Source organism: Undibacterium sp. Di24W (assembly GCF_049340325.1).
Classification (GTDB): domain Bacteria; phylum Pseudomonadota; class Gammaproteobacteria; order Burkholderiales; family Burkholderiaceae_D; genus Undibacterium.
Map to the genome: position 1 here is coordinate 733,421 of NZ_JBMPOP010000001.1, position 14,970 is coordinate 748,390.

Genomic DNA, 14,970 nt, shown 5'->3' on the forward strand with positions numbered 1-14,970 from the left:
GTGGCCTACAACAAGGCCATTATTTCTGTAACGCCTTAAACAAACCACGTACTTGTTGAATATGGCGCTCGCTAACGGCGACTTGGGCACCGCAAACGAGTGTCAGACTATACGAACCATCACCGACCACTTTGAGTTGTTGAAATTGGTCGATACGGACAAGTGTGGTGCGGTGTACCCGAATAAAGTCTTGTGGATTGATGAGTTTTTCTATCGCGCTTAGCGTCATCCTATGCAGCACTACGCGTTTGGTCAAGTGTAATTCTACGTAGTTACTAGCGCTGGACATCCATAAGACCTCATTGATGGGTATGCATTCCATCTCACCCACTGAGCGTGCAATGATTTGATGCAAATATTTTGTGCTACCGGCTGGTTTGCCCGCCTGCTCTTCACTATCGACAAAGCTACGCAAAGCCTTGGCATAGCCACGTCTTTGCGTCAGGATTTCATCCGCGCGAGCAAGCGCCTGAGTGAAGCGTAGCGTATTAAATGGCTTTAGCAAGTAATCCAGCGCGTGCACCTCAAAGGCTTCTATGGCATGCGCATTAAAAGCGGTGACAAAGATGATTAAGGGCGGTTGATCTAAATTACTGAGGCTGCGCGCCAGACCAATTCCATTTTCCTTTGGCATCTGTATATCCAAAAAAACGACATCGACTTCATTCGTATTTAAGAACTCCCGAGCGCTCGCCACATTACTAAACTCGCCGAGAATGGTCCAGTTTTTTTGTGCTGACAAAGCATAACCTAGCATTACGCGACCCGGCTCTTCATCGTCGACAATGATGGCACGATTGCTAGTTATCTCAATTGGGGAGTTACCGTTACTCATCTTGTTCAATGATTGAAATCTAAGGGTAAACGCAGATCAGCCTGAAAGCGCCCGTTGACTACGCTAGTGTGGAGAGACGCCAGCGCGCCATACGCCAAGTGCAAGCGCGCCCGCATATTACGTAAGCCCAGGCCAGCTCCGGGATTGCTGCTTCCTTCTTTTTCAGTGTTGTGCAAGGGATTACTGATACTAATTAATAATTCGCGTTCTTGCCGACAGAAACTGAGAAGGATATCACTCGCATTTTGGTGGCAATCCAAATCATGGCGCAGCGCATTCTCAACCAATGGTTGCAACAATAATGGCGGGCAGTCGACATCGTTCACCGCGAGGTCTACACCTTCAATTTTTATCTGCAATCGCGCGCCATAGCGCAATTTTTGCAAGGCAAGATAGTCTTGTAAGAAGGCCAGTTCTTCTGCTAATTTGACACTATTTTTTTCGCTGGCCGTCAGGGCATAACGCAATAATTCACTCAATCCGTGAATGCCGTTGAGCGCATTGTCTTTATGGTCTGTCAGGACTAAAGCGCTAATGGCATTGAGTGCATTAAACATAAAATGCGGTTCAAGCTGGGCGCGCAGGGCTAACAGTCGTTGTTCTTCTAATTCGAAGCGCAGGCCAAGGGTATCTGCGCGCTCTTGCTCCCATGCCTTGTCGCGTGCTTGGCTGCGTTGCCATATTTTGACAATCACCACTGCAAAAAAAACTGCAGTTGCCGTAGATAAACGCAATAAGCAGGCGTAGCGGTCTATCACTAATATCTGAGTTTGGATTGCATCCCAAGTAAGGCTTTGATTCGTCTCTGTGAGAAAAAGTTTGACTACAAAGATCAATTGCATTGGCATGAGAAACAGCAACAAAACACCGTAGCTCAAAACAATATTTTTCGCATTAGCTACCGCTTCTGTCCAACGTGACAAACCAGCGTAGATGACGAAGCTAAGCAACGCAAGTGCGATGGCGCTTTGACCCCAATCTTTAAATACTTCCCAATAATCTGGGTAGAGCCCAGACCGTAAATCATCGTTAAATGAGGTCAATGAAGCGATGGTGGTAAAGACTAGCCAAGCGAATACATTCAGCGCAAGAACGCGCAGTAGTTTTCGCCACGATGCTAAGTTCGAATGTGGCAAGGTGGCCGATATCTTATTTTGGTTTTGCATGAAGATCAGTATAGCAGCCGCGAATGCGACTAGCTCAAAACACAGCAAAGCTCGATCACAGAACTTCGGGGATTCGTCCCTTAGGTATGGGCGAGTATGGTTGGCGCAGGGATAATCCGGAGACAGTAACCGAATTGCCAACTAATAAATTGGAGCAACAGACGTGAAAGCAATTTTACCCAGGACCAATAATGCAAACAAACGATACCTGCACAGCATCATCGCCGGTCTGATACTGCTGCTCACTTTTACAGGATTTGCACAAAGTTATTATCTCAAAAGCGTATTCGGCGGTGACGCACTCTCCATCCTGCTGCATATCCACGGGCTGGTAATGACACTGTGGATATTACTGTTCATGCTTCAAGTGCTTTTAATCGCCACGCGCAAGCAAGTCTTGCACCGACGTGTCGGCTTGTGGGGAATGAGCTTGGGTTTATTGGTCATGCTGATCGGCATTGCGACAGCGATCGATAGTGCGAGACGGGCGCAAGCCGAACCTGGCGGGCTCTCATTTCTAGCCACATCCTTGGGTGGGCTACTCGTTTTTTTTGCATTAATTACCCTCGGTCTAATCTACCGGCGTCAACGCGATTTCCATAGCCGTTTCATGCTACTAGCCAACCTCTCTATTATTGCGCCAGCCATCGCACGCCTTCCCCTTGATGTGATTGAACGTGGCGGCCTGAGCTTAGTCTTCATCATCAAAGACGTTTGTGTATTGGCATTTGTGTTGTATGACTTGGCAAATACGCGCCGACTCCATCCAGCAACTGCATGGGCATCGCTGCTCATCATCGTATCCTTTCCTATAACTCGAATGATAGGAGCATTGCCTATTTGGATCGACATCGCCAAGTGGCTGGTTAGCTAACAAGATTCATCCTTAATCAAGAAAAACAAAAAATCTTCAACTTATCCCTTGACCCTGACACTACGTCAGGCTTTATAGTGTGCTTCATATTCAATTGATGTCCGATCAAAGAGGCACTCTATGTTGTTGAAAATTGGCGAATTAGCACAACGCACCGGTATTACGGTACGTACCTTGCATCACTATGACAAGTTGGGATTGCTCACACCCTCAGTTCGATCCGAGGCTGGTTATCGCTTGTACAACCGCCAAGACATCGCCCGCTTGCATCGTATTCAGGCATTGCGCCGTTTAGATTTGTCCTTACAAGAGATAGGTGAATTAATCCAAGGTGATACGGCCGATCTACGTAGCGTGATTAGCCAACAAATTCTGAGTCTGGAACAACAGATCCAGCAAAACCAAGAACTACGTGAGCGCTTGCTGGAATTGGACGAGCAACTTCACCAAAATGATGATCTGAATATGGATTATTGGCTATCGACTTTAGAAATGATGAGCCTGCGGTCTAAGTATTTCAGTCCCGAGGACATCGCATTGTGGCGCCAACATAAAGACGTCAGCAGCGGCAAGATGGAGTTGACGATGCAACCTATCGTTGCACAAATCCGCGAATTCATGGATGCGAAGCTCGCACCAAGCGCACCGAAGGTATTAGTCCAAGTACAGAAATGGTTAGATACCGTGCATCAATCCGTACCGAATCCACGTCTATTAAAAAAATTCGCTGATATGCATAGAGACGAGCCGTCTATACAGGCTATGAGTGGGGTCGATAATGCCATGATGGATTACATCAATATTGCTGCGATAGAGATCCGTTACCAAATCTATCGACGCTATTTGAGCGAAGAAGAATGCCAATATTTTCGCCCCTCATTCATGCGCAATATGGATAACTGGACCGAGCTCTTTATCGACCTCAAGAAATTCATTGATTCGGGCATGGACGTCACTGATCCAATCGTCTTAAAACGCATCCATGATTGGCGCAGTATGTTTTTAGATGCGTGGGGAAATCGGATAGATACAGTACAAAAAATACGTCAAATCCATGAAAAAGAACCTCGATTAACCATAGGCGGAGGCCTGTCGCAAGAAGTGCTTGATTACGCCGTCAAAGGTATACGCTATTTAGAAATGCAGAATTCGACTGCGTCGGCCTCGTCCAAAGCAGCACAAACGATTCCCAAAAATCGATGATGAAATACGCGTCTTAGCAAGTCCCACAACACACTATCAATCGTACTAAGCAGCCAAGTCCGGCGGACAAGGCTATCCCTTTATTTGGAGTTTTTATGAACAAGGATTCAAAGCCCGCACGCGGCTTTATGCGTGACCGCAATTTTCTGTGGATGCTAGGGGGTGGCATCACCTCGATGCTAGGCGATCAATTTACCCTCATCGCACTACCTTGGTTGGTGCTGCAAATGAGTCATGACACGCTCACACTTGGTATTGTGCTGGCACTGCTCGGTATTCCACGCGCCCTCTTTATGCTCATTGGTGGTGCCGTCGTTGATCGTTACGACCCAAAGTCGGTGATGATGACTACCAAGTACATCAATACTGTTTTACTGGCGCTTCTGGTCGTGTTGCTAATGACTTCCAGTCTGACTTTATGGATGATCTATATGATCGCCTTACTACTGGGACTATCGACTGCATTTAGTATTCCAGCGGGAACCTCAATGCTGCCACGCGTCGTCGCCGTAGAACACTTACAGGCGGCCAATGGCATGATGCTAGGCTTACGCCAGATCACCTTCTTTCTAGGCCCTTTGATGGCGGGAGGTTTAATCGCGCTGTTGGGCGATCACGGTACAGCATCACAAGCTGGATTAGCAACGACGTTGAATGCTGCAAACATGATGGATATCGCAGACAAACAAGGCTTAGCGATGGCCTTTTTTGTTGATTGTTTTAGCTATGGATTTTCTGCATGGACCTTATCGCATGTGAACATGCTTCCACTGAAAGCTGATCAACAGGGTTCGGCATCAAAGCAATCCTTACTCAGCGCAACCATGAGCGGGCTAGTTCATTGCTGGGAAGATACCATGATACGCACCTGCTTTTTGTATTGGTCAGCAATCGCTTTTTTAATCATGGGACCGATGCAAATTGCCATGCCTTTATTGGCACAACAAATAGGAAATAGTGCGGGCGTTCTCGGCCTATTAGCCGGTGCGCATGGTGCAGGTACGCTGTTGGGAATGGCGATGTCATCCATCTTTCCCAAGTTGCGACTTGGTAGTTTGGGCAGCACGATCTTACTCATCGATACTTTGGTCGCATTGCTGTTTATGCCTATGGGATTGATCCATGTCGCGTGGCAAGGTGCTGTGACTTTGTTGGCGATAGGTGCACTCGGCGGTTATTTGCATGTCGCGGTATTCACTTGGATACAAGGTCAAGTACCGCCCGCCATGTTGGGGCGCGCGATGAGTATTTTCATGTTCATCTTTATGGGCATCAGCCCCGTCTCGGCGGCATTGACAGGATGGCTGATGCACGGCCTCAGCCTCACTCAATTATTCGCAGGCAGCGGCGCACTTTTGATTGTGATCGTGGTTATCGCTTTGCTGATGTCGCCGCTACGACAAATGCGTGATGCTGGTAGTGCGATTTAGGCAAGCTCACGTTTTGCTAGGTGTTTGACTCCTTCTGGCGTCTTCCCTGCACGGGCTTTGCTTGTTTCGATACAAAGTGATTTCCTTGACAATTTCAGTTTAAAACTTCCTTCTACCACCTGCGGGAGAAGGAAAAAACAATCACTGTATTTGATTGGTATCGCTTGAGTTAAAGGCTGAGCTTACGTGCGATGAAATAGGTGGCCGTTGAGACTGAAGCGGCCAGCGTTGCGCCCCATATGAGATCAACCATCGTCACTAACAGCGGCCAGTCTTTGATCGTCGCGAGATTACTAAGGTCATACGTGGCGTAGGTGACGAGCCCGAACAGTGCGCCAAATAAAAGCGCGTCCGTCCAAGATTTTTTCTCGAACGCTGGAGCAATAACGAAAAGCACGAGCCCTACAATGAACAAGAGATAGAAAAGAAGCGCTGCGACCAAATTGAGATCATCTCGCATTAAGAAACCAATTTGATTGCGATAAAAATTTGTAGCAACTAGTCCCAGCCATAACATATCGATGACGAAGAAAACAGGCAGCGCAATTGCATAGAGTTTGATAAACATCGAGAAAGGTGATCGCATTTTTAGAAATTGAGATAGGTTATGGTTATTTGTAAAACTGTCGCAAATAGCCCCCATAAAAGGTAGGGAATATTGGCATAGACCACCCAGCGTAAATCAGGAGATGCCTGCCACACAGCGGTCAACGCCCATACGAGGGTGGCCACTACAAGCAAAATATCGAACGTTGCTAGCAGATTATTTTTGAGCCCAAATTGTATGGGTGTAAAGGCGATATTGAAAATAAGATTCAGGGCAAACGGTAAGGCCACGAACCACGAAATTTTTCCCGTAAATGCTCTATAAAACACAATGCCATAGCTCACGGCAATAATGAGATATAAAACCGACCAAACCGGTCCAAAAACCCAGCTTGGAGGCGACCATGTCGGTTTGATTAATTGCGAATACCAGTTAGCTGTGTTCATCGAATTCAATTTTTTCACTCCAATAATGAAATGCCGACACGGCAGATGCACAACCCCTACGAGGCTTGCCAGCGATTACACATAATCTCATTCACCGCATGTGTTACTAACTTTAGCACATCAAAGTCGTTCACTATATCGTACCAATATCGAATGTCTTCGTTTGTGTCGATTGCTACGATCCTCCGTCAAAAAATTGCACGAAGCTTGATACAGTACCGAGCATATATAAACGTTCCGACAATATCCGTGTGCTACACAACATATCAATGAAAAGCACGGAAGGCAAGGATCTTGAAATACGACATCGGGATTCGAATCGATAACAAGTAAACTCAATTGAACCTAGTCAATTAACGCGAATAGCACACTGCTGTACGGTGTAAATTTCTCAACTCCCTTCTCCCGCAAGCGGGAGAAGGGTCGGGGATGAGGGACGTTTAGATTGGAATGAAGCCATTGAAACCTAATTGAGAATTGATTTATGCCTTTCAAACACTTCGCAGATACTGAACCACCCTCACCCTAGCCCTCTCCCGCGTGCGGGAGAGGGAACAAATAACCTACCCCAACACAGACCGTGCCTCATCAAACGCCAATCCATAATAAGGCCGCCCGTTATATTCAAACTCATCAATCACCGTCATCCCCAGCTTCTTAGTATGCGCATGAAAGGAATGCGGATTAAGACGATTGATAAAAGTCACACCAATCGGATAACGCTCACACATCCCCAAACGCATAGTCTCAAACAAATGTGGAAACACACCTAGCCTGCGATAAGCCGCATCGACACACACAGGACCATACTGAAAAGAATTGGCCTCCGTAATTGCCCGTCCCTCAAAATGTAAAGCTGGCAAACGCGCCAACATAAACGGAAAAATCGGCCACTGCGCAAAGTAAGTCCAACTCCCCGCGAAGGCATAGCCAATCACAGTTTCTGTTTGCCCCTCAGCCGAAGTTTCAACCGCGACGAACACACCTCCATCCGCCATCAATGCTTCAATCTGCGCGACAGTAAATGCGGTGGTGACGAAACCGTTCTTTTGTTCTGCTTCGCTTAAATTGCTTAATAGATTGCGGTTTTGCACAGCAAGAATGCGGGAGTATCGGTGGGTTTGGCTAGGCGGGTTTGGAACATTTTTATTTTGGATCTAGATCAGATTTGATGTTACGTATCACTTTACACAGAAAATCATAGTGGTTTTATTCTAGATTAAGGAATTTAATTGAAGTAGTAAACGTTCTCATATAGCACCCAAATTGCTTTACGAACATTGTGAACAATAATCATTAGAAAGAGACCGAGTCAAGCCTCTACTGGTAATACAATAAATGACAAACATTGTGCACCTGTCACTTTAAAGGTATTTCAACTCGTTTCAAAAAAAGGGAAAAATGATCTTAAAAATAACGATGTCAAATGTCGCAAGCTACAAAAGCACAGCAATACTTGAAACAAGTAAAAAGATCAATCTCATCTGTGGAATTAACAGTGCTGGCAAACTGAATTGTCTTCGTATCTTTGCGATCCACAAGATTCAGGCTATTCCGGATGCAATGTAGAAGGCCTAAGAGAAAAGAGAATTCTTGCTTACAACGAAAAATTTATGTTTTATTTGAAAAAGTGGCTGTTTTTTCAAAGAGAGTAGAGCGTTTGCAAGGAGTGAGAGTTTTGAGACGAGATTTATGCAATACTATAAAACTTGGTCGCCTGCTTGAAACGAAGTGTCGCGTATTGATTTGTCTAAGACCTTAAAGGTAGTTGATTGCCCGATTTATTTTTTCGTGAATAAGAACGATATTCAAACATCGACAGAGATCACGGTCGATTATTTCAAAGCATTGAAAGCGCCGAAGAAGACCTTGTTAAAGTTTGAAAACTCCGGACATCAGATTCATCAGGATGAGGCTGAGAAGTTTCAAAGTGTCATTATTGAGATATTAACTGCGGTATTATAGGGATTCGATCTGAGAAGTAGAATGCGTTTCAATAAAAGCCCTCTTTATGCCGCCACTGCGCAGTTTATTTGCTAATGCCCTATTCGCTATCGCTGTATTAGTTGCTACTAATGCCCATGCAGCTGAGCCCTTGTGTGAAAAAACGGTTCGCTGGAATAACGATCCGCCTTATTCTGTGCGCGATGCGCAAGGGAAAATTACCGGGTTCTATGTTGATCTGGTCAAAGAGATTCTGACGAAGATGAATTGCACGATGAAACTACAGGAAATGCCTTGGGCGCGCGCTTTATCAGAATTGGAGGCTGGCAGAATTGATATTTTGCCGGGAGCACTCAAGACTTCGGATCGCGATCGTTTTGCACTTTTTTCCGACCCGATTAACTCGTCGCCGAATATCTTGTTCATGAAGAAAACGGCGATTGATCATTTTAATTTGAAGAACCTCGCTGATATTCCAAAAATCAACTTTCGACTTGGTGTACAAGTGAATGTTGCCTATGGTGCAGAATTTGATCAGCTAATGAAAAAACCGACATTTTTAAAACAATTGACTACGGTGTACAAACGACACAATGCTTGGAAGATGGTACACATTGATCGTATTGATGGTCTGATCGTCGATGAAGTGACGGGATTACTCGAGCTCAAGGAGCTACATTTAGACAGCAGCATAAGCAAAACCAATCTGGTCGTTTCCTCAAGTCCTGGACTAGTTGCGTTTAGCAAAAAAACGATAGACGAAAGCTTTATTGAGGGCTTTAATCAGCAACTAAAAGCGATGATCAGCAGCGGTGCTTATGCCAAAATCCGTGAAAGACATATTCCATGCAAACTGTCTTTGCGTACGCTGGGCTGTAAGTAGTCTGCTCAAGGCAAGTACTCTCTTGGTTTGATTTGTGAGCATGTGCAAATTCGTAGGACGGGTGCAACCCGCGCTGATCATAGGTCGAGCTGGCTTGCTTGAGTACATTCGATTCTGACGGTGCGGGTTGCACCCGCTCTAGCTTTTTTTGTTTGTCATTTGTGACGCTTTGCTTTTTCTGAACCACCCTCACCCTAGCCCTCTCCCGCTTGCGGGAGAGGGGATTTTCTTCGGCGTCCAATTTACGATTTTTAAAAGTGGATCTCAATTATTTAGGAATATGTTCGCAAGCACACGGTCAAAGGGCGTGAGTAAGAATATGGTGATGACACATGCAGGTGGCAGTAAAACCTAGCATGAATTTCATCCGATCATTTTTACTAAGGAACACACCATGTCGAATACTATTTCAGCAAGCGGCCTCCACAAGCAAGCCGCCACCGATCATCAGGCTGCTGCCGATCACCACAAAAAGGCGGCGGAGTCGCATGCAAAAGATGACATGTCTGAGGCGAAAAAACATTCAATTTCTGCGATGGGCTGTTGTGATACTGCAGGTAAAAGTAGCGCAACAGCTTGCCATAAATCGGCGAGCTAGTTTTCGTTTTACATAGACTCTTTTCTGATACGACTGTAAAGCAGATCAAAAGTTGTTGACTGACTTTATCTGAAACTAATCTTGTCGTGTGCTTGGAACTCGGGCTGCTCCTGTAACAGCATGCTTGCAATGCGTTTCGCTGATTTAGGTCTTCTGACGAGATCGCGGATGCTGAGTTATTCTCACCCTAGCCCTCCCCGCTTGCGGGAGAGGGAATATTGAATCTTCTAGATTTGGCCCACTTCACCCCAACAGCCACCCTGTTCGCCACATTCTGATTTCAATCTCTTCTCATTTTCTTTAGCATAGCGAATCAATAATCAAATTGATTTCCACCGTCAAGCTTCGCTTCGGTGCTATAAAGGCAAATGATGACAAATACTATGCAATCCTCGCGAACTTATTTTCTAGACCGCATTCGCGTTCTCTTGACTGCTTTGGTGATCCTTCACCATACCGCGATTATGTATGGCGCGGAGGGTGGTTGGTATTTGCGGTATAAGGCTAGTGCTCAGGCATCGGGTTTGTTATTGACTTTGTTTTGTTCGGTGAATCAGGCTTTTTTTATGGGCATGTTTTTTCTGTTGGCCGGGTATTTTAGTACGCGCTCTTTTGAAAGTAAGGGGCCGCGGCGTTTCTTCACTGATCGCCTACTGCGTCTCGGTGTGCCTATTCTGGTGTTTGGTTTTTTGTTGGGTCCTTTAAGTATTGCACTGGCAGAGACACCTACGGGTGAGACGGTTTGGTCGTTTTGGTGGTATCTGATGGGACGTGCGACGTTTAGTATTGGTCCACTTTGGTTTGCGTATGCCTTGTTGATTTTTTCTGTGGCATATCTACTATTAAGATTCTTGTCGCCGCGAAAATTTTGGCATTTGCCTGAAGCAGCATTGAGTGGACGTGGGGTTTTATTATTTGCGCTGGTCTGGGGTTTCGCCGCTTTTACTTTGCGTTTATGGGTACCAACGGGACAAGAGCGTGGCTCATTGCAGATCGGCTATTTTGCGTCTTACATCTTGTTATTCTTTTTTGGATGCGCCGCATCACAAGCACGTTTGTTAGAAAAGATTGATAGGAAGTTGGCATTGCCTTGGGGTTGGATTAGTTTATTGACGATCCCTAGTTTGTTTACGTATGCGATTTTGAGTGGTGCTTTGAAAGGTGGCGCTTTTCACGTAAATGGTGGCTGGACTATGCCAGCCTTTGCGTATGCGATGTGGGAACCGTTTGTGGCGTGTGGGATTATGTTGATGTTGTTGTGGCGCTTTCGGGTATCTACAAATCCTTGGGCTTTTTGGAAAAAGCTGGCGCCATTATGTTTTGCTGCGTTTATTGTGCACACGCCGATCGTGGTTGGTTTAGGCATGATGTCGCAGAGTTGGAAAGACTATTCCTTGGCGATGTTTTTGACGGTGGGTGCCGCTAGTTTGGTTCTTAGTTTTGGGGTGGCGGCCTTGTTGATTAAACTACCTGGTGCTAAAAAAATTCTTTGAGCGCCTCATGTTTGGAGCAGAGAATCAAAGCTGTCGTTGCCTAAAGCAAAGTGCAAAAGAGCCTTGCAAAAATGATTATGTAAGACTCTTTGTTTTACTCAAAACGCGCTAGGAAAGTCGTTTCGCCAACCGATTAATGATGATGACCGTGCGCGCCATGTACATGGCCATGTGCCACTTCTTCAGGTGTCGCAGCTCGTAGTTCTAATACTTCAACACTGACTTTCAACGATGTTCCTGCGAGCGGATGATTGCCATCTAACATAACTTGATCGCCTTTGATTTTGAGGACCGTATACACGGTCTCTTCGCCCGCCTCGTTATAGCCTTGCATAGACGCACCAACTTTCACGCCAGGTGGAAAATCTTTCTTGGAAATGGTTCTGAGCAGGCTTTCATCGCGCACACCGAATGCGTCTTCTGGTGTCAAGTTCATGTTGAGTTTAAAACCGACGTCCTGGCCCTGCAGTGCTTCTTCGATCTTTGGCAAAAGATTGTCGTAACCGTGCAGGTAGGCGACTGGGGTTTTGCCGCTCTCCAATACTTTGCCTTTGCCATCAATAACGGTAAGGCGAATAGTAACGGCGCTGTCTTTGTCTATGCTCATGATGCGGGTCTCAATTTAAGGATTGTGAAAAGGCAGTATCTTAACCCATGATGGAATTTTGGAACATCCAAGCGTGTTTATATGCTTTTACGACATGCCATCGAGAATAGCTATTTCATTACAGTAACGAGTCGTTCAAGAATAGTATGCGCTGCTTTGATACGAGCTGGAATCGGATAGTTTTTATTGGCTAAGATCACAATACCTATTCTTAGTTGAGGCACAAATAAAACATAATTACCAAAACCATTCGTAGATCCCGTCTTATTAAATAGTCGCGCTGCATAATGGAGTTTTGATCGCATGATCTCTTGGGCGGGATTTTGCTCCCAAATCATTTTTTCAGAATTACCGACTTGTAGACGCTTTAAGCTGATCGGATAAGCATACTGCTCCCAACCCAATCCTTGTCCCATATCGCCGATCCTAAAATACGGAATATGGGTGTCGTTCAGCGCACGTGCTGTCAACTCGTCAAGTGAGCTGCTGTCAATATTCAATTGCACAAAACGTAGCATATCCGCGCTACTTGATTTGATGCCATAAGCCTCATCGGCGAACACGCCTGGATTGACCCGAACTGCTTTGAGTTCTTTTTTGTCTGACCTATAACCCCATGCATAGTCAGGCATCGCAGATTCTGGGATACGGATATAGGTATGTTTCAAACCAAGTTTTGGCAACAATTGCGACTCCATCGCATCGGCAAAATTCGCCTTAAAAGCTAAGGCGGTAATATGTCCAAACAGGCCGATACTAGGATTCGAGTATTCACGCATGGTTCCGGCGATTGCGTTTGGTTTCCACTGCCGAAAATAATCGGGCATTTTCTCGTTTGTAACCTCGTCTGGCACTTGCAAGGGCAAGCCACCAGCGGTATAGGTGGCTAAATTTTTTAGGCTAACTTTGTCGATTGCCGATCCTTGTAACTGCGGCATGAATTTACTAGGATGATCATCTATATTTAACTTACCTAATGCTTGCGCATAAGTTGCCAGCGTTGCAGTAAAAGTTTTACTGATGGAACCGATTTCGAATAATGTGGATTCACTAACAGGTGTTTTATCCTCTTGAGACGCGACGCCGTAATTAAAGAAATTTGTCTGACCATTAACCGTGACAGCGACAGCGATGCCTGGCACACCGTGCTCACGCATTAAGGCTTTAATCTCTTTATCTACGATAGCGTGGATCTTGTCCTTATCGTTCGTTTCTTTTAGTGTCGCCTTTATCTTCGCTTCAATGGGATCACTTTGGAGGCGATCCATCGCCCAACTTGTGAGTGGCAAGAGCCAAGCAGAAATACAAACAGCGGCGATGCGCCGATAGCTGACAGGAAAACAATTCAAGATGGGCCTCACGGTTTCATATTGTCGAATGGAAGCGAACCACGTTGACTACTTGAATGCACGAGATTCGCCCATGCGGAATTGTAAACTGTGAACTATCGAAACAACTAGCTTTTCTCAGTCCAGGCAGAGCGTTCTATATGGCAAGGTGCCAGTAACCAATACGATAACTGATCAGGATCATCTGTTTGCATTTGAGTAGCGAATTCCGCCAAACGTGTATCCTGTGCGGCACGAAGTTGCGTGATCAGTTCACGTGCAAGCTCGCGAGCGCTTGGTCTACCTTCTTGATAATTGGGACTACCTTTATAATGTGACAGCAAATGTTCGCGATGATCCTGATACAGTGAGCTGGTTTTTGCCGCGTCTAGTTTAATTTGTTTAGCTGCAATCTCAGCATCGATTTCGGCATCGGTCTGGCAATAACGTTTTTTCTCTGCGTCATCCCAATGCGGTGTGTCGCCATGTTGTTCACGCAGCATCGCCATCGAACGTGAATCAAGATCAATTTGAGAATGGGTGTGAATGTCTTTGAAGAAGTGTACCAGATTTTTGCCTTCACCTTGCGTACCTTTGTAACGCATATCCGAAGCGACCCGGCGTGGATTAAAACGGAATTGACGGCTGCAAGTAAGTATCAGCGTATCCATTAGCGCAGCGATTTTTTTGGGGTTCATGTGACTATCCTAAACTTGAGTGTGGGGCAATAAACAGATTTTTTAAGTTCTTTAGTTTTTTACTGAAGCGCTTCTCTGCTTTTCATTTTTTCACTACGGATTTCATAGTCGCCACATACCAAGCATGACGCCACCAACTCACTATACGTGAATTCTGCTCCCGCCTATGGTTTACTTAGGCTTGCTGTGTCAAACGAACAGTTATTGATTCGCGCAAACAGATGGACTTGATAAGCATGTTTTTGTTTTTCGAAGTCCATAACTTAATCACCGATTCTTATATTGCTTCAAGACTAGTTTGAGATAGACCCAATGGTTGCCGATGGGCTTGTTATGCTCAATTTTTTTACCCACCCGTATCCACGGACTGTTCCACTTTTTATCAATCAAAATAACAACGGCACCTCAACAATGAGATGCCGTTACCTTTTTTGACGCGGGTATGAGAATTTAACTATTCAGCATTCTCAACATTCAAACATACTCGTACTTATTTTTTCACTGGCGCTGTTGCTGACGCTGCTGAAGCTGCCGATGCTGCGGCTTCAGTTTTTGGCTTTGCTTTTGGCGTATGTTTCGCACTCGCTGCATCGTGTGGCGCCGCTACTGGGGTGGAAGCTGCACTGGCTGACGCACTTGCTGCTGGCATAGCTGCTTTAGCGGGTGTGGCTTTGCTGGCGGCCGCTGCTTCTACCTTGGCGGCAGGCGCTGCTGCAGGTGCTTGCGCTGGCGTTTTTGCGAACGCAGTGCCGATAGTCATTGAGGCAACTGCAACTGTCATCATCATTTTTTTCATGGAGATATTCATTTCAATTCCTATCTTAAAGAGTAAGTATTTGTGTGCCGTAGAAGTTCACTACGTGTGTCAATAACGGGGCTGGATCAAAGCAAGTTGACACATAAAAAAATCTTTATTGA

Annotated in this window: 17 protein-coding genes; 8 read left to right on the forward strand and 9 right to left on the reverse strand. The window is 45.6% G+C overall.

The genetic code is table 11. The annotated features are described in order from the left end of the window. Positions 1-19 precede the first annotated feature (19 nt). Positions 20-835 (reverse strand): LytR/AlgR family response regulator transcription factor, encoded by an 816-nt coding sequence (locus ACO0KZ_RS02965; RefSeq protein WP_422992557.1) that lies wholly within the window; start codon positions 833-835, stop codon positions 20-22. Positions 836-840: 5 nt separating this feature from the next. Further along, positions 841-2,001: a sensor histidine kinase gene (locus tag ACO0KZ_RS02970; RefSeq protein WP_422992559.1), complete on the reverse strand. Its 1,161-nt coding sequence runs from the start codon at positions 1,999-2,001 to the stop codon at positions 841-843. A gap of 23 nt (positions 2,002-2,024) precedes the next feature. Here ACO0KZ_RS02970 and ACO0KZ_RS02975 point away from each other — a divergent pair, with 23 nt between their 5' ends. The 4 genes from ACO0KZ_RS02975 to ACO0KZ_RS02990 all read left to right on the forward strand — a co-directional run bounded on the left by ACO0KZ_RS02975 (position 2,025) and on the right by ACO0KZ_RS02990 (position 5,508). Then, positions 2,025-2,168 (forward strand): hypothetical protein, encoded by a 144-nt coding sequence (locus tag ACO0KZ_RS02975; protein WP_422992561.1) that lies wholly within the window; start codon positions 2,025-2,027, stop codon positions 2,166-2,168. Further along, positions 2,165-2,875: a hypothetical protein gene (locus ACO0KZ_RS02980; protein WP_422992563.1), complete on the forward strand. Its 711-nt coding sequence runs from the start codon at positions 2,165-2,167 to the stop codon at positions 2,873-2,875. Before ACO0KZ_RS02975 ends, ACO0KZ_RS02980 begins: the two co-directional genes overlap by 4 nt. A 120-nt stretch (positions 2,876-2,995) precedes the next feature. Continuing rightward, positions 2,996-4,078, forward strand: coding sequence for a MerR family transcriptional regulator (locus tag ACO0KZ_RS02985; RefSeq protein ID WP_422992565.1), 1,083 nt, complete (start codon positions 2,996-2,998; stop codon positions 4,076-4,078). A 95-nt stretch (positions 4,079-4,173) separates the two neighbouring features. Then, a complete protein-coding gene (locus tag ACO0KZ_RS02990; protein ID WP_422992566.1) occupies positions 4,174-5,508 on the forward strand; it encodes an MFS transporter in 1,335 nt (444 codons plus the stop codon). A 169-nt stretch (positions 5,509-5,677) separates the two neighbouring features. On the opposite strand, the gene ACO0KZ_RS02995 is transcribed toward ACO0KZ_RS02990, so the two are convergent. The 3 genes from ACO0KZ_RS02995 to ACO0KZ_RS03005 all read right to left on the reverse strand — a co-directional run bounded on the left by ACO0KZ_RS02995 (position 5,678) and on the right by ACO0KZ_RS03005 (position 7,595). Further along, a complete protein-coding gene (locus ACO0KZ_RS02995) occupies positions 5,678-6,076 on the reverse strand; it encodes a DUF2177 family protein (protein ID WP_422992568.1) in 399 nt (132 codons plus the stop codon). 20 nt (positions 6,077-6,096) lie between these two features. Further along, positions 6,097-6,501, reverse strand: coding sequence for a TspO/MBR family protein (locus tag ACO0KZ_RS03000; protein ID WP_422992570.1), 405 nt, complete (start codon positions 6,499-6,501; stop codon positions 6,097-6,099). A 563-nt stretch (positions 6,502-7,064) separates the two neighbouring features. Next, positions 7,065-7,595 (reverse strand): hypothetical protein, encoded by a 531-nt coding sequence (locus tag ACO0KZ_RS03005; RefSeq protein WP_422992572.1) that lies wholly within the window; start codon positions 7,593-7,595, stop codon positions 7,065-7,067. A 637-nt stretch (positions 7,596-8,232) separates the two neighbouring features. Here ACO0KZ_RS03005 and ACO0KZ_RS03010 point away from each other — a divergent pair. From ACO0KZ_RS03010 to ACO0KZ_RS03025, 4 genes are all read left to right on the forward strand, one after another. Then, on the forward strand, positions 8,233-8,466 hold the full coding sequence (locus ACO0KZ_RS03010; RefSeq protein ID WP_422992574.1) for a hypothetical protein: 234 nt from the start codon (positions 8,233-8,235) through the stop codon (positions 8,464-8,466). A gap of 46 nt (positions 8,467-8,512) precedes the next feature. Beyond that, positions 8,513-9,328, forward strand: coding sequence for a substrate-binding periplasmic protein (locus ACO0KZ_RS03015; protein ID WP_422992576.1), 816 nt, complete (start codon positions 8,513-8,515; stop codon positions 9,326-9,328). Positions 9,329-9,722: 394 nt separating this feature from the next. Continuing rightward, positions 9,723-9,926: a hypothetical protein gene (locus ACO0KZ_RS03020; protein WP_422992578.1), complete on the forward strand. Its 204-nt coding sequence runs from the start codon at positions 9,723-9,725 to the stop codon at positions 9,924-9,926. Positions 9,927-10,294: 368 nt separating this feature from the next. Next, positions 10,295-11,419, forward strand: a complete 1,125-nt coding sequence (locus ACO0KZ_RS03025) for an acyltransferase family protein (protein ID WP_422992579.1) — start codon at positions 10,295-10,297, stop codon at positions 11,417-11,419. 133 nt (positions 11,420-11,552) lie between these two features. Here ACO0KZ_RS03025 and ACO0KZ_RS03030 read toward each other — a convergent pair whose 3' ends face one another. From ACO0KZ_RS03030 to ACO0KZ_RS03045, 4 genes are all read right to left on the reverse strand, one after another. Further along, positions 11,553-12,026, reverse strand: a complete 474-nt coding sequence (locus ACO0KZ_RS03030) for an FKBP-type peptidyl-prolyl cis-trans isomerase (protein ID WP_422992581.1) — start codon at positions 12,024-12,026, stop codon at positions 11,553-11,555. Between the two features lie 110 nt (positions 12,027-12,136). Next, on the reverse strand, positions 12,137-13,294 hold the full coding sequence (gene ampC, locus ACO0KZ_RS03035) for a class C beta-lactamase (RefSeq protein ID WP_422992781.1): 1,158 nt from the start codon (positions 13,292-13,294) through the stop codon (positions 12,137-12,139). 188 nt (positions 13,295-13,482) lie between these two features. Then, positions 13,483-14,052 carry a hypothetical protein gene (locus ACO0KZ_RS03040; RefSeq protein WP_422992583.1) on the reverse strand — a complete coding sequence of 190 codons (570 nt, stop codon included), beginning with the start codon at positions 14,050-14,052 and terminating at the stop codon, positions 13,483-13,485. A gap of 490 nt (positions 14,053-14,542) precedes the next feature. After that, on the reverse strand, positions 14,543-14,860 hold the full coding sequence (locus ACO0KZ_RS03045; RefSeq protein ID WP_422992584.1) for a hypothetical protein: 318 nt from the start codon (positions 14,858-14,860) through the stop codon (positions 14,543-14,545). Positions 14,861-14,970: the final 110 nt, after the last annotated feature.